This is a genomic window from Intrasporangium sp. DVR (assembly GCF_040365325.1).
Lineage (GTDB): Bacteria > Actinomycetota > Actinomycetes > Actinomycetales > Dermatophilaceae > Intrasporangium.
The window spans coordinates 177,950-202,596 of sequence record NZ_BAABZW010000003.1 but is presented as its reverse complement, the minus strand read 5'-3'; the positions used below and the strand labels follow the sequence as shown (position 1 = coordinate 202,596).

The 24,647-nt window shown below is 71.8% G+C and carries 25 protein-coding genes and 1 riboswitch; of the genes, 13 read left to right on the top strand and 12 right to left on the bottom strand.

What is annotated here, in order from left to right:
- The 6 genes from ABWV20_RS03840 to ABWV20_RS03815 all read left to right on the top strand — a co-directional run bounded on the left by ABWV20_RS03840 (window position 1) and on the right by ABWV20_RS03815 (window position 6,319).
- Window positions 1–1,134 (top strand): sensor histidine kinase, encoded by a 1,134-nt coding sequence (locus ABWV20_RS03840; protein WP_353353496.1) that lies wholly within the window; start codon window positions 1–3, stop codon window positions 1,132–1,134.
- 138 nt (window positions 1,135–1,272) lie between these two features.
- The gene (locus ABWV20_RS03835; protein ID WP_353353494.1) at window positions 1,273–1,947 is read left to right on the top strand and encodes an SRPBCC family protein; all 675 of its coding nucleotides are present in this window, start codon (window positions 1,273–1,275) and stop codon (window positions 1,945–1,947) included.
- Window positions 1,947–3,119: a zinc-dependent alcohol dehydrogenase gene (locus ABWV20_RS03830; protein ID WP_353353492.1), complete on the top strand. Its 1,173-nt coding sequence runs from the start codon at window positions 1,947–1,949 to the stop codon at window positions 3,117–3,119. The genes ABWV20_RS03835 and ABWV20_RS03830 overlap by 1 nt, the downstream gene beginning before the upstream one ends.
- A gap of 78 nt (window positions 3,120–3,197) precedes the next feature.
- Window positions 3,198–3,734: a DinB family protein gene (locus tag ABWV20_RS03825; RefSeq protein WP_353353490.1), complete on the top strand. Its 537-nt coding sequence runs from the start codon at window positions 3,198–3,200 to the stop codon at window positions 3,732–3,734.
- 30 nt (window positions 3,735–3,764) lie between these two features.
- A complete protein-coding gene (locus ABWV20_RS03820) occupies window positions 3,765–5,912 on the top strand; it encodes an ATP-binding SpoIIE family protein phosphatase (RefSeq protein ID WP_353353488.1) in 2,148 nt (715 codons plus the stop codon).
- Window positions 5,909–6,319 carry an STAS domain-containing protein gene (locus tag ABWV20_RS03815; protein ID WP_353353487.1) on the top strand — a complete coding sequence of 137 codons (411 nt, stop codon included), beginning with the start codon at window positions 5,909–5,911 and terminating at the stop codon, window positions 6,317–6,319. The genes ABWV20_RS03820 and ABWV20_RS03815 overlap by 4 nt, the downstream gene beginning before the upstream one ends.
- A gap of 75 nt (window positions 6,320–6,394) precedes the next feature.
- On the opposite strand, the gene ABWV20_RS03810 is transcribed toward ABWV20_RS03815, so the two are convergent.
- From ABWV20_RS03810 to ABWV20_RS03795, 4 genes are all read right to left on the bottom strand, one after another.
- Window positions 6,395–7,078, bottom strand: coding sequence for a DsbA family oxidoreductase (locus ABWV20_RS03810; protein ID WP_353353486.1), 684 nt, complete (start codon window positions 7,076–7,078; stop codon window positions 6,395–6,397).
- Between the two features lie 77 nt (window positions 7,079–7,155).
- A complete protein-coding gene (locus tag ABWV20_RS03805) occupies window positions 7,156–7,953 on the bottom strand; it encodes a C40 family peptidase (protein WP_353353485.1) in 798 nt (265 codons plus the stop codon).
- A riboswitch (cyclic di-AMP (ydaO/yuaA leader) is annotated at window positions 7,952–8,117 on the bottom strand. Its footprint overlaps the gene before it by 2 nt.
- A gap of 137 nt (window positions 8,118–8,254) precedes the next feature.
- Complete coding sequence (locus ABWV20_RS03800; protein ID WP_353353484.1) at window positions 8,255–9,007, bottom strand: iron-dependent transcriptional repressor DtxR; 753 nt, start codon at window positions 9,005–9,007, stop codon at window positions 8,255–8,257.
- Between the two features lie 24 nt (window positions 9,008–9,031).
- Entirely contained in the window at window positions 9,032–10,336 is a 1,305-nt protein-coding gene (locus ABWV20_RS03795) for an MFS transporter (protein WP_353353483.1), read from the bottom strand.
- Between the two features lie 247 nt (window positions 10,337–10,583).
- Here ABWV20_RS03795 and ABWV20_RS03790 point away from each other — a divergent pair, with 247 nt between their 5' ends.
- Window positions 10,584–11,687 carry a hypothetical protein gene (locus ABWV20_RS03790; protein WP_353353482.1) on the top strand — a complete coding sequence of 368 codons (1,104 nt, stop codon included), beginning with the start codon at window positions 10,584–10,586 and terminating at the stop codon, window positions 11,685–11,687.
- Between the two features lie 151 nt (window positions 11,688–11,838).
- On the opposite strand, the gene pdxH is transcribed toward ABWV20_RS03790, so the two are convergent.
- Complete coding sequence (gene pdxH, locus ABWV20_RS03785) at window positions 11,839–12,531, bottom strand: pyridoxamine 5'-phosphate oxidase (protein WP_353353481.1); 693 nt, start codon at window positions 12,529–12,531, stop codon at window positions 11,839–11,841.
- A gap of 62 nt (window positions 12,532–12,593) precedes the next feature.
- Between pdxH and ABWV20_RS03780 the strand changes: the two genes are divergently transcribed.
- On the top strand, window positions 12,594–12,998 hold the full coding sequence (locus ABWV20_RS03780) for a hypothetical protein (RefSeq protein ID WP_353353480.1): 405 nt from the start codon (window positions 12,594–12,596) through the stop codon (window positions 12,996–12,998).
- A 21-nt stretch (window positions 12,999–13,019) separates the two neighbouring features.
- Here ABWV20_RS03780 and ABWV20_RS03775 read toward each other — a convergent pair whose 3' ends face one another.
- Complete coding sequence (locus tag ABWV20_RS03775) at window positions 13,020–13,649, bottom strand: pentapeptide repeat-containing protein (protein ID WP_353353479.1); 630 nt, start codon at window positions 13,647–13,649, stop codon at window positions 13,020–13,022.
- A 116-nt stretch (window positions 13,650–13,765) separates the two neighbouring features.
- Between ABWV20_RS03775 and ABWV20_RS03770 the strand changes: the two genes are divergently transcribed.
- From ABWV20_RS03770 to ABWV20_RS03755, 4 genes are all read left to right on the top strand, one after another.
- Complete coding sequence (locus tag ABWV20_RS03770; RefSeq protein WP_353353477.1) at window positions 13,766–14,887, top strand: citrate synthase 2; 1,122 nt, start codon at window positions 13,766–13,768, stop codon at window positions 14,885–14,887.
- A 249-nt stretch (window positions 14,888–15,136) separates the two neighbouring features.
- On the top strand, window positions 15,137–16,279 hold the full coding sequence (gene serC / locus ABWV20_RS03765; protein WP_353353476.1) for a phosphoserine transaminase: 1,143 nt from the start codon (window positions 15,137–15,139) through the stop codon (window positions 16,277–16,279).
- Between the two features lie 219 nt (window positions 16,280–16,498).
- On the top strand, window positions 16,499–17,818 hold the full coding sequence (locus ABWV20_RS03760) for a lytic transglycosylase domain-containing protein (RefSeq protein WP_353353475.1): 1,320 nt from the start codon (window positions 16,499–16,501) through the stop codon (window positions 17,816–17,818).
- A gap of 111 nt (window positions 17,819–17,929) precedes the next feature.
- On the top strand, window positions 17,930–18,196 hold the full coding sequence (locus ABWV20_RS03755) for a hypothetical protein (RefSeq protein ID WP_353353473.1): 267 nt from the start codon (window positions 17,930–17,932) through the stop codon (window positions 18,194–18,196).
- 185 nt (window positions 18,197–18,381) lie between these two features.
- Here ABWV20_RS03755 and ABWV20_RS03750 read toward each other — a convergent pair whose 3' ends face one another.
- The 3 genes from ABWV20_RS03750 to ABWV20_RS03740 all read right to left on the bottom strand — a co-directional run bounded on the left by ABWV20_RS03750 (window position 18,382) and on the right by ABWV20_RS03740 (window position 21,842).
- Complete coding sequence (locus ABWV20_RS03750; RefSeq protein ID WP_353353472.1) at window positions 18,382–19,659, bottom strand: MFS transporter; 1,278 nt, start codon at window positions 19,657–19,659, stop codon at window positions 18,382–18,384.
- The gene (locus tag ABWV20_RS03745; RefSeq protein ID WP_353353471.1) at window positions 19,656–20,102 is read right to left on the bottom strand and encodes a MarR family winged helix-turn-helix transcriptional regulator; all 447 of its coding nucleotides are present in this window, start codon (window positions 20,100–20,102) and stop codon (window positions 19,656–19,658) included. The genes ABWV20_RS03750 and ABWV20_RS03745 overlap by 4 nt, the downstream gene beginning before the upstream one ends.
- 246 nt (window positions 20,103–20,348) lie before the next feature.
- Complete coding sequence (locus ABWV20_RS03740) at window positions 20,349–21,842, bottom strand: NCS2 family permease (protein ID WP_353353470.1); 1,494 nt, start codon at window positions 21,840–21,842, stop codon at window positions 20,349–20,351.
- Window positions 21,843–21,924: 82 nt separating this feature from the next.
- Between ABWV20_RS03740 and ABWV20_RS03735 the strand changes: the two genes are divergently transcribed.
- Entirely contained in the window at window positions 21,925–22,173 is a 249-nt protein-coding gene (locus ABWV20_RS03735) for a DUF2530 domain-containing protein (RefSeq protein ID WP_353353469.1), read from the top strand.
- A gap of 44 nt (window positions 22,174–22,217) precedes the next feature.
- Here the strand turns inward: ABWV20_RS03735 and ABWV20_RS03730 are convergent, their stop codons facing one another.
- The 3 genes from ABWV20_RS03730 to ABWV20_RS03720 all read right to left on the bottom strand — a co-directional run bounded on the left by ABWV20_RS03730 (window position 22,218) and on the right by ABWV20_RS03720 (window position 24,619).
- Window positions 22,218–23,135, bottom strand: coding sequence for a DUF3027 domain-containing protein (locus tag ABWV20_RS03730; RefSeq protein WP_353353468.1), 918 nt, complete (start codon window positions 23,133–23,135; stop codon window positions 22,218–22,220).
- A gap of 4 nt (window positions 23,136–23,139) precedes the next feature.
- Window positions 23,140–23,535, bottom strand: a complete 396-nt coding sequence (locus ABWV20_RS03725) for a cold-shock protein (RefSeq protein ID WP_353353467.1) — start codon at window positions 23,533–23,535, stop codon at window positions 23,140–23,142.
- 94 nt (window positions 23,536–23,629) lie between these two features.
- On the bottom strand, window positions 23,630–24,619 hold the full coding sequence (locus ABWV20_RS03720; RefSeq protein ID WP_353353466.1) for an aldose 1-epimerase family protein: 990 nt from the start codon (window positions 24,617–24,619) through the stop codon (window positions 23,630–23,632).
- Window positions 24,620–24,647 lie beyond the last annotated feature (28 nt).

The window sequence follows — 24,647 nt, the reverse complement described above, 5'->3', positions numbered from 1 at the left end:
ATGAGCGGCGACTCCTCGACGGGGATGGGCCGGGGCCTCGCCCCGCGCCTCATGCTCGCCCAGGTCCTCGTCCTCGGGGCGAGCGTCCTCACGGCCGGTCTCGTGGCCGCGTTCGTGGGGCCGCCGCTCTTCCACCACCACATGCTCGAGGCCGGCCACGTGCCCAACACGCCCGAGCTGGCCCACATCGAGGAGGCCTACCGGGACTCCTCCTTCGTCTCCCTCGGCGTCGCCCTCGTCTTCGCGCTCGTCTGTGCCGCCGCCGTGACGTGGTACGTCACCCGCCGGCTCCAGGCTCCGCTCGGAGCCCTGGCCAAGGCCGCCCGCGAGGTCTCCCGAGGCCACCTGGGCGCCCGGGTCGGCGACTTCGGCTCCGGGGTTGAGTTCGACGAGCTCGGCCGCGCGTTCAACCTCATGGCGGGCCAGCTCGAGCAGACCGAGGAGACCCGTCGGCGGCTGCTGTCCGACCTGGCCCACGAGCTGCGCACGCCGATCGCGACGCTCACCGTCTACTGCGAGGGGCTGCGCGACGGCGTGACCACCTGGAACTCCGACACCGAGCGGGTGATGACCGAGCAGACCCAACGCCTGGCCCGCCTCGCCGCCGACCTCGACGACGTCTCACGCGCGGAGGAGGGTCGGCTCTCCCTGGAGCGGTCCGCGACCCCGGTCCGCGACCTCATCTGGTCCGCGTGGCAGGCCAAGCGCGAGGCCTTCGCCCGTCAAGGGGTCGATCTCGTCGCCGACACGGACGGCGCGCCCGACGTCGACGTCGACGTCGACCCGAGGCGGCTCGGCCAGGTGCTGGACAATCTCCTGGCCAACGCACTGCGGCACTCCCATGCCGGGGGCTCGGTGCACCTTTCTGCCCGGACGGTGGACGACACGGTCGAGATCTCCGTCACCGACACGGGGGACGGCATCAGCGCCGAGCAGCTGCCGCACGTCTTCGACCGCTTCTACCGGGGCGACACCGCGCGGGACCGGGACCGCGCGGGATCCGGGCTGGGCCTGACCATCAGCCGCGCGATAGCCGATGCCCACCAGGGCAGCCTCGTCGCTGACAGCCCCGGCCCCGGAGAGGGAGCGACGTTCACGGTCACCCTGCCCGCGTTCACGCGCCTGCCCCACTGAGCCCGGGCAGCGTCCACGTCGGCCCCGGTGGGACGCGTCGGGAGGGGTGTGGCACCCGCCCTGGGATCGGGTAGGGCACACGTGACCGCCAGACGCTGGACACCAGGGCGCGCCAGGCGCCGGAAAGAGGTGAGAGACATGGCCACTCCCGGAAGGTCGACGGAGCAGACATCGCGGGGTCGCAGAGGTGCGGCTCTCGCCGTCGCAGCGCTCGGCGTGGCTGCCGTCGTGCAGCGCGCCCGGACGCGCAGCGGACAGCACGGGCGCGGCCGTCCCGGACCGCTGTCGCTGCGTGCCTCGGTGACGGTGAACCGCCCGCCGGACGAGGTGTACGCCTACTGGCGCAGCTTCGAGAACCTGCCGACCTTCATGACGCACCTCGAGTCGGTGACCGCCTCCGAGGGGAACCGCTCCCGGTGGGTGGCCAGGGCGCCCTTCGGCCGGACGGTCACGTGGGACGCCGAGCTGACCGGCGACGAGCCGGGCCAGCGCATCTCGTGGCGCAGCCTGCCGGGCGCCGACATCGACAACTCGGGCACGGTCCACTTCGCGCCCGCCCCGGGCGACCGCGGGACCGAGGTGAGCGTCGCACTGCACTACGACGTCCCGGGCGGCAAGGTCGGCCAGGCCGTCGCCACGCTGCTCGGCGAGGAGCCGGAGCAGCAGGTGCGCGACGACCTGCGCCGCTTCAAGCAGGTGCTGGAGACCGGTGACGTGGTGCGCAGCGACGCCCTTCCCGATGGGCTCCAGGCTCGAAACACCCTGCTCCAGCGGCACGCTCAGCCGGTGCGGGGCGACGAGGAGAACGACTGATGCGGGCCCTGTGCTGGGACGCACCCAACAAGGTGACGGTTCGGGACGTCCCCGACCCCCAGATCCTGTCCAGCCGTGACGCGATCATCCGGGTCACGACCACGGCGATCTGCGGCTCCGACCTGCACCTCTACGGCGGCTACATCCCCAGCATGGTGCCTGGCGACGTCCTCGGCCATGAGTTCATGGGCGAGGTCGTCGAGGTCGGCGCCGACGTCACCAACCTCAGGGTCGGCGACCGGGTGGTCGTCCCGTTCCCCATCGCCTGCGGCGCCTGCCACGCCTGCCAACGCGAGATGTGGTCCCTCTGCGAGAACTCCAACCCCAACGCCGCCCAGGCCGAGAAGCTCATGGGCCACTCGCCCGCGGGAATCTTCGGCTACTCGCACCTCACCGGCGGCTACCAGGGCGGGCAGGCGGAGTACGTCCGCGTGCCGTTCGCCGACGTCGGCCCACTCACGATCGAGGACGACCTGACCGACGAACAGGTTCTCTTCCTGAGCGACATCCTGCCGACCGGCTACATGGGGGCCGAGCTGTGCGGGATCCAGCCCGGTGACGTCGTCGCCGTCTGGGGGGCGGGGCCCGTCGGTCAGTTCGCGGCCCTCAGCGCGACGCTCCTCGGTGCCGCCAAGGTCATCGTCATCGACCGGTTCCCCGAGCGCCTCGCCCTCGCGGTCGAACACGCTGACGCACACCCGCTGAACTACGAGGAGACCCCCGTGCTCGGCGAGCTGAGGGAGCTGACGGCAGGTCGCGGGCCGGACCACTGCATCGACGCGGTGGGCCTGGAGGCGCACACCGACGTGACCCCGGTCGCCCTCTACGACAAGGGGAAGCAGATGATGCGGCTGCAGACCGAGCGGCCCACGGCACTGCGCGAGGCCATCCTCGCCTGCGCCAACGGCGGCACCGTCTCCATCATGGGTGCCTACGGCGGCCTGGCCGACAAGTTCCCGATCGGGTCGATCATGAACCGCTCGCTCACGATCAAGAGCGGTCAGTGCCACGTGCACCGCTACATGCGGCCCCTGCTCGACCGGATCCGCACCGGCGAGATCGACCCGACCTACATCATCAGCCACCGGCTGTCCCTGGAGGAGGCGCCGAAGGGCTACGACATCTTCAAGAACAAGGACGAGCGCTGCACGAAGGTGGTCCTCACGCCCTGAGGGCAGCAGCACGGTCCCCCAGCCCCCCGCGGAGACCACGCGCGTGCGGGACCGAGCCCAGCGGCATACCGTTGGTTGATGGAGCGTGCGGACCTCATCGCGGAGATGGGTCGGGCCCGAGACGACTTCCGGACCCTCGTCGAGACCGCGACGGTCGCTGAGCTGCGCCAGCCCACGAACGGGACGAAGTGGACCAACGACCAGCTGCTCTTCCACATGCTCTTCGGCTATCTGCTCGTCCGGAGCCTCCGGTGGCTGGTGCGCGGCCTGGCACGGCTGCCGGACGGCGTCTCCCGACGCTTCGCCGCCGCCCTCAATGCGGCGACCAGGCCGTTCCACGTCATCAACTACGTCGGCTCCCTCGGCGGCGCGCGGGTCCTCGGCCACACCCGGATGATCCGACTCATGGACCACGTCGTCTCAGATCTGCAGCGCTCGCTGCGACGTGAGTCGGACACCGCTCTCGAGCGGGGCATGCACTTCCCGGTCGGATGGGACCCCTACTTCGCGGACTTCATGACCATGTGGGACGTCTACCACTACCCCACCCAGCACTACGACCACCACCGCCGGCAGCTGACCCTGGCCTGTGTGTCCCGACGCAATCCCGCGTGAACTCCCCTCCGGGTCCATAGGCTCGGCACTGTGACGGTGTCCCCCGGTTCGGGCGGGTGGCAGCGGGTGCTCATGGGTGGACGCGCCCGCTGGTTCGTCGCTGTCGCCGTGGCCTACTACCTCGGTGCGCGACTCGGCCTCAGCCTGTCGCTCGTCGAGGACAACGTGACGCCCCTGTGGCCGCCCACGGGGATCGCCGTCGCCGCCTTCGTCGTCCTCGGCCGTTCGCTCTGGCCGGCCGTGGCCCTCGCCGCCCTGGCCGTCAACCTGCCCGTCAGCGAAGGCATCGTCCCCGCCCTGGCCACCGCCGCGGGCAACACCCTGGCACCGCTGGTCGCGGCACTCGTGCTCGAACGAGTGGGCTTCCGCCGCCAGCTCGACCGCCAGCGCGACGCGATCGCGATCGTGCTCGCGGCGCTCGGGAGCACGGTCATCAGCGCCACGGTCGGCTCCCTCGCGCTCGCCTGGTCCCAGGCCATCCCAGCGCCCGGGCTCCCGGCCGCCTGGGCCGTCTGGTGGACCGGGGACGCCATGGGCGTCCTCATGGTGACACCGTTCCTGCTCGGTCTGGCCCTCTACCGCGAGCTGCCGTCCTGGCCGCTGCGGCAATGGGCCGAGCTCGTCGCCGTTCTCCTCGGCGTCGTCCTCGCCACCACCTGGGCCGCCCGGACGCTGCAGGTCATCTTCCTGGCCCTTCCCGTCGTGGGCTGGGCCGCATGGCGCCTCCAGCTGCGTGGAGCCGCCCCCGCCGCCCTCATCGCATCCGCCATCACGACGTGGTCGGCGACGCGCGCCGTCGGCGTCTTCGAGGGCCGGACGCTTCTCGACCAGATGCTCACCCTGCAGGCGTTCAACGCCTGCATCGCCCTCACCTCCTTCGTCCTGGCCGCGCTCGTCAGCGAGCGCAACAACGCCGCACGAGCGCTGCAGCAGTCGGCAACTGAGCTGGAGGCGAGGGTCGAGGTGCGCACCGCCGAGCTGTCCGCGCTCAACGCCCAGCTCGAGACCGAGATCCGCGAGAGATTCGAGGCACAGGAACAGCTGAGCCAGGAGGAGGCCCGGGCCCAGCGGGAGCACGACATCGCCGAGACCCTGCAGCGCAGTCTGCTCCCCGACCGCCTCCCCGACGTTCCCGGGGTCGAGGTCGCCGCCCGCTACGTGCCCGCGACGAGAGACGTCCAGATCGGTGGCGACTGGTACGACGTGCTCCAGCTGCCCGGCGGCCAGGTGGGCCTCGCGATCGGTGACGTCGCAGGTCACGGGGTGTCCGCCGCCGCGACGATGGCCCAGCTCCGGATGGCGCTGCGGGTCTACGCCCTCCAGGACACCTCTCCCTCGTCCGTGCTCCGCAGCGTCCACCGCCTCGTCTCCCAGCTACCGATGCCCGAGATGGTGACGCTGCTCTACGCCGTGCTCGACCCCAACACGCACCTGCTGCGCGTGGCGAGCGCCGGGCATCCACCCGCTCTCACCGCCGATGCGACGGGCGCCAGGTTCCTCAAGGTGGGCCTGGCTCCGCCGCTCGGGGTCACCGCCGAGGCCTGCTATGACGAGTCGAGCCACCGCCTCGAGGCCGGGGCGACCCTGCTCCTCTACACCGACGGGCTCGTCGAGCGGCGCGGCGAGCCGATCACGGACGGCCTCGACCGGCTGAGCACCGCAGCCGCGCCCATGGCCAACGAGAGCCTCGAGCACCTCTGTGACCATCTGCTCACCTCGTTGATCGAGCCGCACCGCCTCGCCGACGACGTGGCGCTCGTCGCGGTCCGGCCGCTTCGAGTGCCCTCCGGACCGCTGCGCCTGACCGTCCCCGCCGAGGCCCAGATGCTCTCCCACGCCCGCGGCTCGCTGAGGCGCTGGCTGCGCGAGGCCGGCGTCACCCCTGACGAGGAGAACGACCTGCTCGTCGCCTGCGGTGAAGCGTGCGCCAACGTCGTCCAACACGCCTACGCCGCGGCCCCGGGTGTCCTCGAGCTCGAGGCCAGACTCGAGGAGGGCCTGGTGCTGCTGTGGGTGCGCGACCGTGGGCACTGGCGGGCGCCCTCCAACCGGGGTGGGGGCTGGGGCCTCCCGTTGATGCAGGCCCTGACCGACACCGTCGACGTCGCCCGCACCGGCGAGGGCACCGTCGTCCACCTGCAGCGTCGCGTCAGCATCGAGAACGGAGGCGCCCGATGAGCTCCGTGGCCCGCATCACCTCGCACGAGCACTCCGCCCGGGTCCGACACGTCCAGGTCAGCGGGGAGATCGACCTCGCCAACGTCGACGACGTGCGGCAGACCATCACCTCGGCCCTCGCGGACGACCCAGCCCGCGTCGTCCTCGACCTGCGTGGCACGACCTACCTCGACAGTGCCGCCATCGCGATGCTCTTCCGTCTCGCGCAGCGCCTCGGGCACCGGCGACAGGACCTCCGACTGCTCGTCCCCCCCAAGTCTCCGATCCGCGCCGTCCTCGAGCTGACGAGCATCCGGACGGTGATCTCCGTGCACGACACCCTCGAGGAGGCCGCTGCCGAGCCCGCGACTCCCGACCGCGGGGCCCCGGGACCGACGCCGCCCCAGCGTCCGCTGACTCCTCCGTGACCGCGTGCAAGGCCACCCCCGCCGTATGCCGCTGGGTGACCTCGGCCGCCCGCGCTCGACCGTCGGGGGGCCGGGTCAGACGCTCTCGGTGACGACGCCGCGAAGGAGCGCGAGGTAGTCCTCGACGGAGCGCGCGCCCGAGATCGCGGCGCGGCCGTTGGCGAGCAGGAACGGCACGCTCGTGACGCCCATCGAGGCGGCGAGCTGCTCGTCCTCGCGCACCCGCTCGGCGTAGTCGTCACCGGCCAACACCGCGGCGACCCGACGCTCGTCGAGGCCGGCCTCGGCGGCGAGCCGCTGGAGCACCTCGTGGTCGTCGATCGCCAGCCCCTCGCTGAAGTGCGCGGCGTGGAAACGCTCGTAGGCGGCCGACTGCAGGGCGGGCCCGCCCATCTCGAGCGCGAGCGCGCACAGCCGGTGCGCGTCGAACGTGTTGGCGCGGACTGCGGTGTGCCAGTCGAAGGTCAGCCCGTCGCCCACCGCCACGTCGCTGACGTGGGCGTTCATCAGGCGCCCGCCCTCGACGCCGCCGCCGTACTTCCGGCCGAGGTGCTCGGCCACCCCGAGGCGCTCACCGACCGGGACGAGCGGGTCCAGCTCGAACGAACGCATCCGCATCGTGACGTCATGCGGACGCTCGAAGGCCGCGATGGCAGCCTCGACGCGACGCTTGGAGATCCAGCACCACGGACAGACGAGGTCGGACCACAGCTCCAGGCTGACGGGCGTCGTTGACTCCGCTGCGGACTGGTCGGTCATCGGTTCAGTCTTGCACGGTCGCTCCGCGGGCGCGCACCCTCGGACCTGCCGTAGCAGCCCTCATGGGGGAGGTCAGCTCAGTAGCGCCCGTAACCGGCGGGCATGGTCCAGATCGAGTGGTAGCCGATGACCGTGCCGGGGCGCTGCGCGTCGATCATGCGCCCGGGGCTGACGTAGATGCCGACGTGGTAGGCCGGGTAGCCGAAGAAGACGAGGTCACCGGGCTGGGGCGTGCTCACACGGGTGGCCGAGGCCTGCTGCTGGGAGGCGGTGCGCGGGATCGAGATCCCCGCCTGGCGGTAGACCCAGGAGGTGAAGCCGGAGCAGTCGAAGCCGCTCGGCGTGCTGCCGCCGTAGACGTAGGGGACACCGATCATCGACTGGGCGATGCCGACGATGCCAGACGCGGACGGCGCCGGGTCGGCGATCGGGGTGCGCTCGGTGGTCGTGCGGGACGCCCGCTGCTGCGTCTCGCGGCGCTCCGCCGCGGCCCTCTCAGCCGCCTGGGCGGCCTCCCGCGCGGCGCGCTCCTTCTCGACGACGACGTCCTTGATGACGATCGGCTTGACCACGTCTGCCTTGGTGGTCGTCGCCTGCTGGGCGAAGCCGATGGCGTTGAGCGCGCTCGCCGCCTTGATCGTCGTCGCCTGCGGACCGACGACGGCTGCGCTGCTCGGCGTGGACTTGACCGCGGCGAGAGCCTGGCTGTCCGCAGCGGCCGGCTGGGCGAACGTGGCGACGAGGCCGCCAGAGGCTGCCACGATCGCGGCACCCTTCACGGCCGGCTGCGCCGACTCCTTGGCGATGAGCTTGAGCTCTGACAACGGGTTGTAGCGACCAGGGGCGCGGTGGCGCCCGGCAACGTTCTGAGCCACGTGCTACCTCTCGACGCCTGCGAGGTGAGCTGTCGGGTTCGGGTGGGAGGTACTACCCGGCCCTCGCTCGGACCCGAAGGTCCTCGGGAGGACTTCACCCCAAGGACGTCTCACGACGCCCGGAGAATGGTTCCCCCGCTCCTGCCATGCGGTGTGGTCACGTGCCCGGTCCGGTGGCAGGACTTGGCGATCCGGCCCGGAGCACCCGCCCCATTCGGAGCGAGCCCGCTCAAACTATCCAAACCCCCCGCCGTTGTCACGTCCTGATCACGACATGGGGACAACTTTCTCGCCGGCTGCGTCACGCGGGAGTGGCGGCAGCCGTGGCGGGGCCCGACGCGGAGTGCGCGTGCGGCTCCGGATCGCGCTGGCCGAAGACATGGACTGCGACGTCCTCGGGCAGCGACACGCCGCTCGATCGGTCCATCCCCTCCCGGCAGGCGATGACGCGGCTCGCCTCGCGCACGACGGCGACGCGCTCGCCCGGCATCAGGCCCGCCGAGGTGAGCAGCGCGAGCGCCTCCGGGTCGACCTGCACCGGCTCACCGATCCGTCGGATCGTCACGGTGACGGCCTCGTCGCCGGCGGCCTCGGTCAGCGCGACGAGCCCGCTGCGGAAGTCATCGGACACCTCCAGGCCCAGCTCCTCGAGACCGGGGATGGGGTTGCCGTAGGGCGACTCCCGCCCCTCACCGATGAGGCTGAGGATCTTGCGCTCGACCTTCTCCGACATGACGTGCTCCCAGCGGCAGGCCTCGTCATGGGCGTACTCCCACTCGAGCCCGATGACGTCGACGAGGAGGCGCTCGGCGAGACGGTGCTTGCGCATCACCCGCGTCGCGAGCAGCCGCCCCTCGTCCGACAGCTCCAGGTGCCGGTCACCCGTGACGGCCACCAGGCCGTCCCGCTCCATCCGGGCGATCGTCTGCGACACCGTGGGCCCGGAGTGGCCGAGCCGCTCGGCGATCCGCGCCCGGAGCGGGATGATCCCCTCCTCCTCCAGCTCGAAGATCGTCCGGAGGTACATCTCTGTCGTGTCGATGAGGTCGGTCACGGTCCTACTCTCTCAAAGAATCCTTCATGGCTCGGGCAGCTCGGACCGGGCACTCGAGCTGTCCACGGCGTCCCGGTCCCGCGCCGACGCCGAGCGGGCCGCCACGGCGCCCCTCGACGCTGCGCGCCGAGCGACGGTCGGATCATGACGCGGCACCCAGATCCGCAACCACACGGCACCCGCGACCGCCCCGAGGCCGAGGAGGACCGACGCGGCACCGAGCGTGATGATCGCGCTCAGTCCTGACAACGCGAGCGGCCCGGCGGCTCTTCCCACGTCGGCGCACAGGCGCCAGCCGCCGAGGAACTGGGCCCGCGCCTCGGGTGGGGAGGCGTCCGCGCCCAGGGTCATGATGAGGCCGGCCCCGAGACCGTTGCCCAGCCCGAGGACCGTGGCGGCCGCCGTGACGGCGACGAGTGTCGTGCTCAAGGGCAGCAGGGCCATCCCGAGCCCGAGGACGAGCATGCTGGGGACCGCCGCGGCGACCCGGCCATGGCGGTCCATCAACCACCCCGAGGGGTAGAACAGGGCCATGTCGACCGCACCCGCGACACCGAAGACGAGGGCGGTCTGGCTGGGGGACAATCCCACCGACTCCGCCCAGAGCGGGACGAGGGCCTCGCGGACCGTGCGGGCCCCGGAGACCCACATGGCGCCCACACCCAGCGTCAGCAGCACGCGTCGGTGCTCGACGAGGACGGAGCCGACCGACCGCTGCCGGAGGCGCGGGGCCGACTCGGTCGCCCGGGGCGTGATGTCCGGCGCCACGAGGACGAGGGCGAAGGCCGCGAGGCTCGCCACGACACCGACGAGGTAGGCGGCGGCGACGTCCCACCGGGCGACGACCAGGGCGCCGACGAACGGACCGACGAAGTACCCGATCCGGTGGACCCCGCCGAGCGTGGACAGGGCCCGGGCGCGCATGCCGACGGGCACCGCCTCGGTCAGGTAGGCCTGCCGGGCGAGCCCGAAGAGGGACTGGGCGAGCCCGATGACGACGACCCCGACGAAGAGCAGGACGAGGGCCCGCGCGGTCGCAGCCACGACCATCCCGGCTGCCTCGACGAGTGCCGCGACCAGCAGCGCTCGGCGCTCGCCGATCCGGGCGGCAAGAGCGCCGGACGGCAGGTCGCCGAGGAGCGTGCCGACGCCGAGGGCCGCGACGAGCAGCGCAGCCACGCCGACCGAGGCGCCGAGCCCCCGAGCCGACACGGCGATGATCGGCGCGATCGCGCCCGTCCCCGTCGAGGCGAGCAGAGTGGGGCCGTAGGCCGACAGGGCGATGGCCCGGAGCGTCCCGCGCGAACCCTGCTCATGGGGCACGGTCATCCTTCGCACCTTACGGCCATCGGACTCCCGTCTCACCAGGTGGCCACCCCGTGGTCACCGGCCTCGCCGGCGCCCGTGCTCAGCGGTCTCGGACGTGCCACGACGGCCTAACGATTGCGCATCTGCGGTCGCTGCCGGTCCGGTTCGCCGGAAACCATGACGAGGTGGCCACCGACCGTCAGACGCCCCCCACGGGCCCGCCGTATGCCGCTGGGCTCGCTCCCAGCGGCACGCCGGGCTGGGTGCCGTGACCCGTCCCGGACCCGCGGCGGCGGGTCCCCGGACCGGGCACCTCGTCGGGTCGTTCCTCCTCGTCGTGGCCAGCGCGCTCGCGGTGTCGCTGGCGTCCCCGGTGGCGACGGTGGTCCTCGGCGTCGTGCTCCTCGGCGTCCTGCACGCCGTGCTCGAGCTGCGCTACCTCGCCGGCCGGTTCTCGGCGCAGGCCCTCCGACTGGGGCGGCCGTTCCTCCGCCTGGTCGTCCTCCTGCTCGCCGGCATCGTCATCAGCCGGCTGCTCGGGGGTCTGGTCGGCCGTCCCGGCAACGTCGCCGAGATCCTCCTCGGTTACGCGATCATCGCGGTCTCGGTCAACCGTGTCCTCGAGCGACGGCACTGGGTCCCGGCCTGGGCGCTGACCGGCTTGGCCCTCGCGGCGTCCCTTCTCTGGCCCGCCCACCACTTCGTCGCACTCGCCCACCTGCACCTGGCCGCCGTGGTCATCTTCCTCTGGGAGTGGTCACGTCGGCTGCCCTCCCGCCGGGCCCGCCGCGTGTTCCGGTCCGTCCAGGTCGGCTGGGCCGTGGTGCTGCCACTGCTCATCCTGGCGGGCTACGCCGATGCGTGGCTGGGCACGGACGCCACCTTCGTCCGCAGCCTCGTCGGCGACGGGCACTCGGTCGTCGCGGGCGCGCAGCCGCCCGGCGGGGCCGGGACGATCACCAGTGCACGGTTCCTCGCGGTGTTCGCCTTCCTGCAGAGCATGCACCTGCTCACCTGGGTCGTGTTCTTCCCCCGCTGGGCTCCCGACGCCGCGGCCGACCTGGAGGAGCGGCTGCCCTGGCTGACGGGCGCCCGCGTCTGGGCCATCGGCTTCCTCGCCGCCGCGGCGCTCGCTGTGCTGCTGGTCAGCGACTACCCGCACGGCGTGGTGGTCCACGACGCCCTCACGAGCCCGCACGTCTACGTCGAGGTCCCGCTCGTCCTCGCCCTCCTCGGTCGGCGACGGACCCCGGACAGGGCGAGCCAGTCCGCTGGGGCAGGTGCGCAGGGACGGGACGAGGGTGGACAAAACCTCTTGGCGACCACCGCGGAGGCGACGTACGGTCGGGGGAAGCATCAGGAAAGGAGGTGATCCGAGAAGTGATTTCTTCCGGAACGTGTGAGGTGGCCACGCGATAGCCGCGTCCCCACCTCCACGGCAGGATGAAGCAGGGCAGTCCGACCCGGTCGGGCTGCCCTGTCTCTGTGTCTGCCTCGCTGTGCCGGCACGGCGGGTGAGACGGTCAGGGCTGGCGGCGCGACCGGGTCCAGGCGTCGGCCTCGGCGAGGGATCCGTCGCGGGTCCGGCTGAAGACGATCCGGTCGTGGAGGCGGTTGAGCCGACCCGCCCAGAACTCCACCTCGTCGCACCGCACTCGGTAGCCACCCCAGAAGTCAGGGACCGGCACGTCATCCGGCCGGCCGCGGTCCGGGAACCGCGCGAGAGCGTCCTGCCACCGCCGCTCCAGATCCCCCCGGCCGGACGCGGGACGCGACTGGTCGGACGCCCAGGCCGACAGCCTCGAGCCGTAGGGACGGGAGAAGAAGTACTCCTCGACCGCGTTGCGCTCCACCGGCTCGGCCACGCCGCGGAAGCGGATGGCCCGGTGGAGCGCCGGCCAGGTCAGCGTGGCAGCGACCCGCGGGTTGGCCGCCAGCTCCAGCGCCTTGGTGGACTCGAGGTTGGTGACGAACCCCGGACCCCGCTCGTCGAGGAACCTCATGAGGACCGTGCGGACGTTGGGCGCGCCGTGGGCGTCGACCGTCGCCACGCACATCGCGGTCGGCTCGGGTACGTCCTCGCGTGCGGCCGAGGCGACCAACGCCGCATCGACCCATGAGCGCACCTGCTCGTAGGGCGAGCCGAGCAGGTCGGCCTCGAGCAGCCCGTCGCCGGCGGCGAGTCGGCCGGTGTCCATGGGATCGGGTCTGGCCATGGACCCAGACTAGGGTTGAGCGTCACGACCCCCGAACACCTACCGACCACGAGGAGTGAGCAATGGCAGGCAAGGGCAAGGCGGTCTCCAAGATCGTCAAGGTCGGAGCCAAGTACGGCCCGCAGATCTGGGTGGCGAGCAAGGCGCTCCGCGAGCCGGCGAAGGAGGCCGCCCAGAAGGTCATCGTGAGCGAGAAGGCCCGCAAGAAGGCGTTCGACCACGCGAAGTCCCTCTCCGACGGCAGCATCCTGAAGGTCTACGAGGGCGACCAGTCGCTGTGGATCGTCTTCAGCGGCGACACGGCGATCACCGTCCATCCCGTGTCGCCCACCCCGCTCCCCCGACTGCTGCAGGGCGCCGACCTGACCAAGCGCATCCGACCGACGGACAAGCTGACCGCGACGGACCGCGCCAAGGACGCCGCCACGTCGGCCCTGCGGCGCGGCAGGCCGGGCACGATCAACTGACCTCGGCTGGGCGACGGGTGGTCAGTCCGCGAGGTGGACGCCCAGCTCGGCCGCGAGCAGCTCGGCCAGGTCGAGCAGTTGGAGTCGGCTCACGGTCGCGCCCTTGAGCCCGGCCACGCCCCGAGGAGACCGCAGGGTCGCCCCGGAGAGGTCGAGAGCGGCATACGATCCTCGGCCGAAGGCCGGCTCGACCAGCGTGCAGCCGTCGAAGCTCAGCCCGTGGACGACCGCCTCACCGAGGTCGAGCTCGGTGACCACGCAGTCGACGAAGCGCACGTCCTTCACGCGGGCGCCACGCAGGTTGAGGAAGTCGATCTTGCCGCCCTCCACCGTCACGTCACGCCAGGACGAACCACCGGCTGACACGGCCGCCAGCCGGCAGCCCGCGATGACGACGTCCGCCAGGCTGGCCTGCGAGAGCGTGATGCCCACACCTTCGACCCGCTCCCACCGGGACTCGGACCAGCGCGACGACTCCAGGTGGACGCCGTCGAGCGAGCCGCCCTCGACCACGCACTCGAGGAAGCTCGCGCCCTCGAGGTGAGCGCGGCTGAAGTCGGTTCCCTGGAAGCGGACGAGGTCGAAGTCTCGCCCGTCCCGGCCAGTGAGAACCGGGTGCGGGAAGACCGAGAGGTCCGCTGCTGACGGCATACGGTGAGTCTGTCAGCCCCGTCGGACCGCGACGGCCCTGCGATGTGCAGAATGGCTGGTGGCCCACGCCGGGGTGGCAGACCACCCGGTGCCCATCGAACCTGACAAGGAACGTCATGGCAGACCACGCACCCGACCCCGACTTCAAGCCCGGTCTCGAGGGGGTCATCGCCTTCGAGTCGACGATCGCCGAGCCGGACAAGGAGGGCGGCGCTCTGCGATATCGCGGCGTCGACATCGAGGACCTCGTCGGGCACGTCTCCTTCGGACACGTGTGGGGCCTGCTCGTCGACAACAAGTTCAACCCCGGCCTGCCCCCCGCCGAGCCGTACCCTCTGCCGGTGCACACCGGTGACGTGCGCGTCGACGTCCAGTCGGCCCTGGCCATGCTCGCCCCGGGGTGGGGGTTCCGGCCGACGCTCGACATCGAGCCGGAGGAGGTCCGCGAGAACCTCGCCCGCGCGGCCGTGATGGCGCTGTCCTTCGTCGGCCAGTCCGCGCGCGGCCTCGACAAGCCGATGGTCCCCCAGGCCGAGGTCGACAAGGCGAAGACGATCACCGAGCGGTTCATGATCCGGTGGCGCGGCGAGCCGGACCCGAAGCACGTCGAGGCCGTCGACGCCTACTGGGTCTCCGCGGCCGAGCACGGGATGAACGCGTCGACCTTCACCGCCCGCGTCATCACCTCGACCGGCGCCGACGTCGCCGCGGCGCTCTCCGGTGCGGTCGGTGCGATGTCCGGTCCGCTGCACGGCGGCGCACCGTCGCGGGTGCTGCACATGCTCGAGGGCGTCGAACGGGAGGGCGACGCCACCTCCTACGTCAAGGGGGTGCTCGACCGGGGCGAGCGTCTGATGGGCTTCGGGCACCGCGTCTACCGGGCCGAGGACCCTCGGGCTCGCGTCCTGCGCGCCGCCGCAGAGCGTCTCGGGGCCCCGCGCTTCGAGACGGCCGCGGCGCTCGAGAAGGCCGCGCTCGAGGAGCTGCAGGCCCGCAGGCCCGACCGGGTCCTCGCGACGAACGTCGAGTTCTGGGCGGCGGTGATCCTCGACTTCGCGCAGGTCCCACCGCAGATGTTCACCCCGATGTTCACCTGCGCCCGCACCGCCGGGTGGTCCGCGCACATCCTCGAGCAGAAGCTCACCGGTCGGCTCATCCGGCCTTCGTCGCGCTACATCGGCGAGGGGCCGCGCAAGCCGGAGGACGTCGAGGGCTGGTCCGCCGAGATCGCCCACTGACGCTCCGGGCGGTCGCCGTCGACCTGGATGCGTCCCCTCGAGGCGACGCATCCACGTCATCCGAGACCAGCTCGCCAGTGCGGCCGGGGCCCGGCGGCATACGGCATCGTGCCTGTGGGCGTCCACACAGCGGGCGAGCATGTCCAACTGGTGGGCGCCTACGGTTCAATGGTCCGGTGACAACGGCGTCACCCGCCCTGACCACGCCCGCCACCCTCTCGAACCGTGGCCCCACCCCAAGGTGACAACGTGACCGACGCCCCAGCGACCACGCCGACCATCACGATCCCGAGCGAGCTGATCCCGTCCGACGGCCGGTTCGGCTCCGGTCCCTCCAAGGTGCGACCCGAGCAGGTCGAGCACCTGGCCGCCCTGGGACGGACGGTCCTCGGCACGTCGCACCGCCAGGCGCCGGTCAAGAACCTCGTCGGCTCCGTCCGCACCGGGCTGCGCGACCTGTTCAGCCTTCCCGAGGGCTACGAGGTCATCCTCGGCAACGGCGGCTCGACCGCCTTCTGGGACATCGCCGCGTTCGGCCTCGTCCGCGACCGGGCCCAGCACCTCGCCTTCGGTGAGTTCTCGAGCAAGTTCGGCAACGTCACGCACAACGCGCCGTTCCTCGGCGACTCGACGATCATCAAGGCCGAGCCCGGCACGCTCCCGGCGCCGCGCGCGGAGGCCGGGGTCGACGTCTACGCCTGGCCGCACAACGAGACCTCGACCGGTGTCATGGCCCCGGTCCAGCGGGTCGAGGGGGCCGACGCCGACGCGCTCGTGCTCATCGACGCGACGTCGGGTGCCGGCGGGCTCCCCGTCGACGTCACGCAGACCGATGTCTACTACTTCGCGCCGCAGAAGTGCTTCGCCTCCGACGGCGGCCTCTGGCTGGCCCTCTTCTCCCCCGCCGCCCTGGCCCGCGTCGAGGAGATCGCGGCGACGGGCCGCTGGGTCCCCGACTTCTTCAGCCTGCCGACGGCGATCGACAACTCGCTCAAGAACCAGACCTACAACACTCCCGCGGTGGCGACGCTGGCGATGCTCGACGCGCAGCTCCAGTGGATGAACGGCAACGGCGGCCTCGAGTGGGCGACCGCCCGCACCAAGGACTCGTCGAGCCGGCTCTACGAGTGGGCCGAGGCGACGTCCTACACGACGCCCTACGTCGCGGACCCGGCGGCGCGGTCGCAGGTCGTGGGCACGATCGACTTCGACGACGCGATCGACGCGGCGGCCGTGGCCACGGTGCTCCGCGCCCACGGGATCGTCGACGTCGAGCCCTACCGCAAGCTCGGCCGCAACCAGCTGCGGGTCGCGATATTCCCGGCCGTCGAGCCCGAGGACGTGAGCACGTTGACGCGCGCCATCGACCACGTGGTCTCCCAGCTCGGCTGAGCCACCACCGAGGTCGTATGCCGCTGGGCTCCCTCCGCTCCCGGCTGCCCAGCGCCTCCTCCCGGACCTTCGGATCATGCTCGCCCCTCGAGTCGAGTGTGCACTCCCTGCCGTGGTAGCGCCTCGGCCGTGACCTCAGGCCGGGTCACTCGTTGACCAGTGCGGGTCACCGGCGACGGTGGCTCATGCAACCGGTCGGCGAGGAGTCGAGGAGTCACCATGGTCCGGATCGTCCGCGTGAAGGAGGCCGCACGGCGCGCCGTCGCCGTCCTGCCCGTCATCGCCCTGGCCTCGACAGGGGTCGCTCTCGCGGCCGGGGCCGCGACGTGGGAGTCCCCGGCCGGAGTGCCGGACGAGGCCCTGACCGGCGGCGCCAGTCCGCTCTACCCGAGCGCCGGGCCACCGCCCGCGCCGATGCAGCTCCCCCCGATCTACCGCACGTTCACGGACCCGTTCCCCCGCGTCCCGGTGCCGGGGCCCGCCGCGGCCGCGGCCCGGGCCGCCGGTGCCCTCGCCCCCGTGCGGATCGACGCGACCGGCATCCCGAGCCCCGCCCTGGCCGCGTACCGCCGGGCGGCGGACCTCATCGGCTCGCTGGATCCGGCCTGCGGCCTCGACTGGGCGCTCCTCGGTGCCATCGGCCGGGTCGAGAGCAACCACGCCCGGTTCGCCGGCAACGCCCTCGATCGCGCGGGGATCGCCCGACCCGGCATCATCGGCATCCCCCTCGACGGGCGTCCCGGGACGGCGCGGATCACCGACACCGACGGCGGCCGCTGGGACCGCGACGGGGTCTACGACCGGGCCGTCGGGCCGATGCAGTTCATCCCCGGGACCTGGCGGGTGGCGGGCCGGGACGGGGACGGGGACGGCGCGACCGACCCGCAGAGCATGGGCGACTCGGCCGCCGCTGCCGGGGTGTACCTCTGCTCGGGTGACGGCGACCTGCGGGACCGGGACGACGCCTACTCCGCGGTCCTCCGGTACAACCAGTCCGACGACTACGCGCGGAGCGTCCTGGCCATTGCGCAGGCCTACCGCTCCGGCGTGACGGTCGTGCCGATGAGCGCGATCCCGGCTGCCAGGCCGGCCGAGGGCTCGGGCACGCAGACGCCGGAGGGGTCCGGGTTCGCCTGGCACGGCGGCGCCGCCCCCGAGTCCGGCGCCGACGCCTCGGAGAGCACCCCGACCGGCAGACCGACGAGCACGCCGACGGAGTCCGGCCGGCCGACCGCGGAGCCGCGCCCTTCGACGGTACGTCCCGCACCGGCCGGGCCCGCGCCTCGACCGAGCGCGTCGACACCCAGCCTGCCGGTGCCCACACCTCCGCTGCCCACGACGGCCGGGTCGCTGCCTGTCCCGACCGAGCCTGTGGAGACGGCGCTCCCGAAGGCGACCTCGCTGAGCATCGAGCAGCTGCTCGCCCTGCCGCACCTGCCCCCACTGCTCGGTGACCCGGCCGGACTGGTGCGTGTCACCGACCCGTCGACGAGCGAGGTCGTGTGCCTCCTCGAGGAGGTCATCGTCAGCTGTCCCTGAGCGCGCTCGCGGTATCGGTGGAGAGTCGGTCGATCCCCCGATACCGCGCCGATACCTCCTCGGCCCAGCCTCGGTGCACGGGTAAGCACCACTGACAGGGAGGGTCCCGAGATGTCAAAGCACATCGCCGTTCGTATCACCGCCACCATGGCCGCGCTCACCGCCTGGGTCGTCTGGAACTCCACGCGCGCGCTCGCCTACGTCGACCCCGGCCTGGGAGAGGGGTCCGGGGTGCCGCCCACCGCGCCGCCTCCGCCACCGGACGCGGGCCCCGGCTGGGTCGTCATCGCCACAGTCACGCTCGTCGCGATCGCTCTGATGGGCCTCACCTTCAGCGTCGCGCACCGACGGCGCGTCGCCAGCGGACAGCCCGCCTGACCGCCGCCACGAGAGGGGACCGTATGCCGCTCGGCCCGGCCCCGTGCCCCATCGGACCTGGGGCGCGGGCCGAGCTGAGCGGCATACCTCTGTGCTGGTCGGTCACCCGATGAGGGCTGCGACGGCGGCGATCGCGATGAACAGCACGAGCGCGGCCACGGTCACCCGGTGCCGGGTGCGGAAGTTCACCTGGCCACCTCGGGAGTCGTCGGACGGTCGAGCCGGATCCGCACGCGCGGCCGGCCCTGCGTCTGGAAGGTCACCGCCACATTCTGCCTCCGCGAGACCCACAGGACCACCGCGACGACGCTCAGGCCGACCGTGATGGTGCCGAGGGCGATGGTCCACCGGGCACCCCACGCGTCCCCGATCCAGCCGATCAGCGGCGCACCGAACGGGGTCCCGCCCATGAAGATCGCCATGTAGAGCGCCATCACCCGCCCGCGCATCGCCGGCGAGACGCTCAGCTGCACCATGGCGTTCGCGGTGGTCAGGGCAGTCAGGGCGGACAGTCCGGTGGGCACGAGGTAGACGGCGAACAGCTCGTAGCTCGGAGCCGTCGCCAGCAGCGCCGTCGAGATGGTGAACCCGACGAGCGCGACGACGAGGACCCGCATCCGTGGGTGGCGCCGGGCCGACAGGAGCGCAGCCGAGAGGGAGCCGATCGCCATGATCGAGCCGAGCAGGCCGTACTCCCCCGGCCCCTTGTGGAAGACCTGGGTGGACATCAGGGCCGTTGTCAACTGGAAGTTCATGCCGAAGGTCCCGAGGACGAACACGAGGCTCATGATGAGGATGAGGTCCGGCCGCCGCCGAACGTAGCGCAGCCCCTCCCGGATCTGGCCCTTGCCGCGGGCGCGCGGTGCGGGGGTCAGGCTCTGCTGGTCCATGCTCAGCAGGGCCACGAGCACGAAGACGAACGTGAACGCGTTGACGTAGAACGCCGGCGCGATGCCGAACCACGCGATGAGGAGTCCGGCCACCCCCGGCCCGATGAGACGTCCGAGGTTGAACGAGGCACTGTTGAGGGCCACGGCGTTGGCGAGATGGTCGTGGTCTACCATCTCCGAGACGAACGCCTGGCGGGACGGGTTGTCGATCGCCGTCGCGACGCCTTGCGCCAACGCCAGCGCGTAGACGTGCCACAGCTCGACCAGGCCGGTCCCGGTGAGCAGGGCGAGCGCGAAGGCGGTGACGAGCAGGGCGGACTGGGTCCAGAGCAGGATCTGCCGCTTCGGGAACCGGTCGGCGATCATCCCGGCCCAGGGCGCCAGCAGGAGGAACGGCAGGAACTGCAGGCCGGTGACGATGCCGAGCGCCGTGGCCGAGTGGTCGGTGAGGACCGTGAGGACCAGCCAGTCCTGGGCGACGCGGCCCATCCACGTGCCGATGTTCGACACGAGCGCGCCGGACGCGTAGCGGCGGTAGTTCGGCACCCCGAGGGAGTGGAAGGTGGGGCTCACTTGCTCGCCACCTTCGCGAGGACGGCACTGGCCCGGTGGAGCAGGGCGAGCTCGTCCTCGGTCAGGGTGGCGAAGCGCTCGAGCATCCACTCGTCGCGGTGCCGGCGGACGCGGGCGACGGCCCGGCGACCTGGGGGGGTGAGCGAGAGGATGACCTGTCGCCGGTCCAGCGGGTCGTCGGCGCGGGAGACGAAGCCGGCGTCGACGAGACAGCTGGTCGTGCGCTTCATGCTGGGGGCCGAGACCCGCTCGATGTCGGCGAGCTCGCTGTTGGTGCGCGGCGCGTCCTCGAGCCGCGCCAGCACCGAGAACTGGTGCGGGGGCAGCTCCTGGTCGGACTCGAAGCGCACCCGTCTCGAGATGCGCATGCAGGCGAGTCGGATGTCGTTGGCCATCTCAACGAGCTCGGGGCGGGAGACGGGCTGGGCAGGCTTGGCAGTCATGCGAGGGGTCCTGAGTCAGGTCGTGTGCGGCAATCATTACCTTAACTCATTACCCGTGCTAATCATTCCCCTCAGCGCAACACACCCGCTCACCGACTGCTCGCCCCTGCTGCAGGTGGGGGGTGCAGTCGACAAGCGGGTGTGTTGCGCGGGGGTGGGCGGGCCCGGGCACGCGCGAGGGCCCGCCTCCGTGCGGAAGCGGGCCCAGCGGCATACGGCGTGGTGGGCGACGACGCCCTCGGTGGGCTAGAGCAGGGCGTTCTCCAGCGGCGTCTTGATGAAGTAGATGAGGAAGAAGGCCGACACGATCCACAGCAGCGGATGCACCTGCCGGGCGTGGCCGCGCGCGATCTTGACGAGCACCCACGCGATGAACCCCGCCCCGATGCCGACGGTGATGTTGTAGGTGAACGGCATGAGGACGATCGTCAGGAACGCCGGCAGCGCGACCTCCATGTCGTCCCAGTCGATGTTCTTGACCTGCATCATCATCAGGAAACCGACGATGACGAGCGCCGGAGCAGCGGCCTCGGACGGCACGATCGCGAAGAGTGGCGCGAGGAACGTGGCCAGCAGGAACAGCACGCCGGTCACGACCGAGGCCAGGCCCGTGCGAGCGCCCTCCTCCACCCCCGCAGCCGACTCGATGTAGCTCGTGTTGGAGCTGACCCCACCGGCACCACCGGCGATCGCCGCGACCGAGTCGACGACGAGGATGCGGTCGGTGTGCGGCGGGTTGCCCTCCTCGTCGAGCAGGTTCGCCTCCGTGCCGATCGCGACGACCGTGCCCATCGTGTCGAAGAAGTCGGCGAGCAGGAGCGAGAAGACGAACATGACTGCGGTGACCATGCCGAGCTTCTCGAACGACCCGAGCAGGCTGAACTGGCCGAGGATCCCGAAGTCGGGGGTGTTCGTGATCGAGTCCGGCAGGCGCGGGACCGTGAGCTGCCAGGCCTCGGGGTTCTGCAGGCCCTGGTCGGTGTAGACCCGCGGCCCGATCTTGAACACGGCCTCGATGATGATCGCGATGACGGTGGCGGCGGCGATCCCGAGCAGGATGGCGCCCCTGACCTTGCGGATCAGCAGGACCGCGATGAGGAAGACACCGGCGACGAAGACGAGCGTCGGCCAGCCGTTGAGGCTGCCACCGATGCCGAGCTCGCTCGGGACGGATCCGGGGCTCGTGGGGCGCCGGGCGAACCCCGCGTCGATGACGCCGATGAAGGCGATGAACAGGCCGATGCCGACCGAGATCGCGACCTTGAGCGGCGGCGGGATCGCCCGGAAGACCGCCTTGCGGAAGCCGGTCAGCACGAGAACGAGGATGATGATGCCCTCGAGGACGACGAGGCCCATCAGGTCGGCGAAGGTGATGCCCTCGGCTGCGTGCGTGAAGACCATGCCGGCGATGAGACCGTTGATGCCGAGGCCGGCGGCGAGCGCGATGGGGAAGTTCGCGACGAGTCCCATGAGGAGGGACATGACGCCGGCGATCGCCGCGGTGCCGACGGCGACGAGCAGCTTGCTCTGCTCGAGGTCGGCCACGCCGCCGATCATCAGACCGGACCCGTCGGTGGCTCCCGAGAGGATGATCGGGTTGAGGACCACGATGTAGACCATCGTGAAGAAGGTGACGAATCCGCCTCGGATCTCGCGGGCCACGGTCGACCCGCGCTCGGTGATCTTGAAGAACCCGTCGAGTCCGGAAGGGGCCGGACGTCTGGTGGTTTTGGTCGACATGGCGCGCACTCTAGCGGCGGCACCGCACCGGCGCGCTTCGACCCGCTCGGGTCGGCGATCGTGAATCACCTAGGCTGGCCCCGTGACCGACCAGACTCCTCCCCGCGCCCCGGGTGAGCCGCTCCAGCCGGTCCACGTCCCGATGCTCAGGATCGTCGAGTGGGGCATTGTCGTCTGGGCCGTGGCCCTGGTCGTCACCCTGGTCGTGCCCGCGCTCCACGACGGCGACCGGACCTGGTGGCCGTGGGCGTGCGTCGCCGGAATCGTCCTCGGCGGCATCGGCTGGCTCTACGTGCGACGCGGACGCGGGAACGCCCAGGACGCCCGCTGACCGGTCGATCGCCGGCCTGACCGCGAGGCCGTATGCCGCTGGGCTCAGTCCTGCTCGCCCGCGCCGTCCGCACTCGCCGGGTCAGCCGGGTCAGCCGGGTCAGCCGGGTCAGCCGGGTCAGCCGGGTCAGCCGGGTCAGCCGGCTCGCCGGTCCCCTCGAGGTCGGTCTCGGCGTGGGGCGGGGAGCCGCCCCGGTCGAGCACCTCGAGGTCGACGGCGAACTCGTCGACGATCGGCTCACCGATGGGGGTGGGCTCCGGCGGCTCGGCGTCGGTCTCGGAGTGGGCGCCGCACCCGTGGTCGAGGGACACGACGCGACCGTCCGACGGGCTCCACTCGTTGGCGCAGACGCCGAAGACGGCCCGCAGTGCCCCGGCCATGGGCAGGAAGTATCCGCAGGTGGAGCAGGGTGCGGCGGCCTTGAGGGCCACCTCGGAGGTCGGGCCGCCCTCGCCGGAGTACCAGCGCGTGGCCGCGGCGTCGCGACCCTCGGCCGACAGGACGCGAGGACGCCCCAGGCCGAGCTCGAAGAAGGCCATCTGGTCGACGTCCTCGTCACCGGTCGCCTCGAAACCCGCCTCGAGGTGGGGGTCGTCGGAACGGCGCGGCAGGACGTCACCCGGGCCGAGGTCGCCGGGGGCGAGTCGCTCGGCGTAGGGCAGCCACTCGGGCGCGAGAACGGCATCGGGGCCGGGCAGCAGGTTGGTCTCGCAGACGGTCGCCACCTTGCCCCGGGGGACGCGGGTGACGCTGACGCCCCAGCGCCAGCCGTGGTAGCCGGGCGAGGTGCACTCGAACCAGTGCATGGCGAGGCGCTCGCCGAGCGAGTCCATGCCGGCGTGGGCGCCGACGGTGCCCGGCTCGGCGACCTCGGCGAGGGCTGCGCGCGCGAGGTCGGCGGCGGCGAGGAGGACGGCGTCCGTCTTGGCCGAGTCCCGCCTGGGGGTGAGCGTGGGGGTCATCGCCTCAGCCCTCGAGCTGGTCGGCAACCTTGCGCAGGGCCTGCGCGACCTTCGTGCCGAACTCACGGTCGGGGTAGCGGCCCTTGCGCAGGCCGTTGCTGACCTCGTCGAGGACCTGCATGACGTCCTCGATGATGACGACCATCTCGTCGGTCGGCTTGCGGTCCCGCTCGCGACGCTTCGCGACGAGGGAGGGTGCCGGGTCGAGGACCCGCACCTGCAGGGCCTGTGCCCCCTTGCGTCCCTCCACGATGCCGAACTCGACGCGCGTCCCCTTCTTGAGCGTCGTCACGCCCTCGGGCAGGGCGTTGGCGTGCAGGAACACGTCAGCACCGTCGTCCTCGGCGATGAAGCCGAAGCCCTTGTCGGCGTCGAAAAACCTGACCTTGCCAGTCGGCACAGTCCACCTCGTTGCTCGTCTGCGGCGCGCCGACCACGTGGCCGAGCGCTGACGCCAAGACTATCTGCTGACGCCAAACCCTATGGGCGTGCGCTCACCCGGGGGGCCTGAGCGCCGAGGCGGCGGCCCTGGACACGGGTGAGATGCCCCACGTGCCGGTCCACTCGTCCCCGGGGCCGAGGGTGATCAGCGAGTCCCCCGAGTTGAACGCCTCGGCGGGGCAGGTCATCGGCTCGACGGCGATCCCCGGCTCGCCGAGCCCCTTCTCGACCACTCCGGTGAAGACCTGCAGCCAGGGGAACGTCGCGTCGGCCCAGAGGACGAGCCGGCCGACGGACTCGCTGGCGACCTCGCACCGCCACATCCCGTCGTCGTCCCGGAGGACGTCGGTGAAAGGGGTGTCGAGCGTCGTGTCACCCAGGGCTCGACCGCGACGGAGGTCGACGGCGCTGTCCTCGACGCTCTCCCGTCCGGTGGGCAGGCCACGGTCGTCGGTGCGGAGCCAGGTCGATGCCGGCACCGTCACCCTCACCTCGGCCAACGGGGTGTCACCGATGGCGAGGTAGGGGTGCGCGCCGTAGCCGAACGGCGCTGGCGAGGTGCCGACGTTGCGCGCTGCCGCCGTGACGACGAGGCCGGTGTCGTCCAGCACGTAGGTCGTGCGCAGATCGAGCGGGTGGTCCCAGCCGGGCTGCGGGTAGAGGCGGTAGCCCACGGTGACGGAGTCGGGCTCGAGCTCGATGAGCTCCCAGATGGCCCACCGGACCAGCCCGTGGCTGGCGTTGCCCTTGGGGACCTCGGTGAGGGGCAGCTGTTGGCGCTTGCCCCCCCAGGTGTAGCGGCCGTCACGGATGCGGTTGGGCCAGGGCATCAGCTGCTGCCCGCGGCCGGACTGACAGGTCTCGTCGGGGCCGTATCCCGCGACGAGGGGCAGCCCGTCCATCGTCAGGGTGCGCAGACCGCCGCCGACCTCGACGACGGTCGCCTCGAAGGGGCCTCGCCCGATGGTCCACTGCTGCCCGGTCGGCGCGGCGGATGCGGCAGCGAACGAGGGCCGCACGGGCTCTGGGGAGACAGCGCTCATGGCCTCACGCTAGCGGCTCGGCCTAGGT

Excerpts from the sequence above, each read along its gene's own strand:
- ABWV20_RS03840 (WP_353353496.1), top strand. The coding sequence starts at position 1 with ATGAGCGGCGACTCCTCGACGGGGATGGGCCGGGGCCTCGCCCCGCGC.
- ABWV20_RS03835 (WP_353353494.1), top strand. The coding sequence starts at position 1,273 with ATGGCCACTCCCGGAAGGTCGACGGAGCAGACATCGCGGGGTCGCAGA.
- ABWV20_RS03830 (WP_353353492.1), top strand. The coding sequence starts at position 1,947 with ATGCGGGCCCTGTGCTGGGACGCACCCAACAAGGTGACGGTTCGGGAC.
- ABWV20_RS03825 (WP_353353490.1), top strand. The coding sequence starts at position 3,198 with ATGGAGCGTGCGGACCTCATCGCGGAGATGGGTCGGGCCCGAGACGAC.
- ABWV20_RS03815 (WP_353353487.1), top strand. The coding sequence starts at position 5,909 with ATGAGCTCCGTGGCCCGCATCACCTCGCACGAGCACTCCGCCCGGGTC.
- ABWV20_RS03810 (WP_353353486.1), bottom strand. The coding sequence starts at position 7,078 with ATGACCGACCAGTCCGCAGCGGAGTCAACGACGCCCGTCAGCCTGGAG.
- ABWV20_RS03795 (WP_353353483.1), bottom strand. The coding sequence starts at position 10,336 with ATGACCGTGCCCCATGAGCAGGGTTCGCGCGGGACGCTCCGGGCCATC.
- pdxH (WP_353353481.1), bottom strand. The coding sequence starts at position 12,531 with ATGGCCAGACCCGATCCCATGGACACCGGCCGACTCGCCGCCGGCGAC.
- ABWV20_RS03780 (WP_353353480.1), top strand. The coding sequence starts at position 12,594 with ATGGCAGGCAAGGGCAAGGCGGTCTCCAAGATCGTCAAGGTCGGAGCC.
- ABWV20_RS03775 (WP_353353479.1), bottom strand. The coding sequence starts at position 13,649 with ATGCCGTCAGCAGCGGACCTCTCGGTCTTCCCGCACCCGGTTCTCACT.
- ABWV20_RS03770 (WP_353353477.1), top strand. The coding sequence starts at position 13,766 with ATGGCAGACCACGCACCCGACCCCGACTTCAAGCCCGGTCTCGAGGGG.
- ABWV20_RS03760 (WP_353353475.1), top strand. The coding sequence starts at position 16,499 with ATGGTCCGGATCGTCCGCGTGAAGGAGGCCGCACGGCGCGCCGTCGCC.
- ABWV20_RS03755 (WP_353353473.1), top strand. The coding sequence starts at position 17,930 with ATGTCAAAGCACATCGCCGTTCGTATCACCGCCACCATGGCCGCGCTC.
- ABWV20_RS03745 (WP_353353471.1), bottom strand. The coding sequence starts at position 20,102 with ATGACTGCCAAGCCTGCCCAGCCCGTCTCCCGCCCCGAGCTCGTTGAG.
- ABWV20_RS03740 (WP_353353470.1), bottom strand. The coding sequence starts at position 21,842 with ATGTCGACCAAAACCACCAGACGTCCGGCCCCTTCCGGACTCGACGGG.
- ABWV20_RS03730 (WP_353353468.1), bottom strand. The coding sequence starts at position 23,135 with ATGACCCCCACGCTCACCCCCAGGCGGGACTCGGCCAAGACGGACGCC.
- ABWV20_RS03720 (WP_353353466.1), bottom strand. The coding sequence starts at position 24,619 with ATGAGCGCTGTCTCCCCAGAGCCCGTGCGGCCCTCGTTCGCTGCCGCA.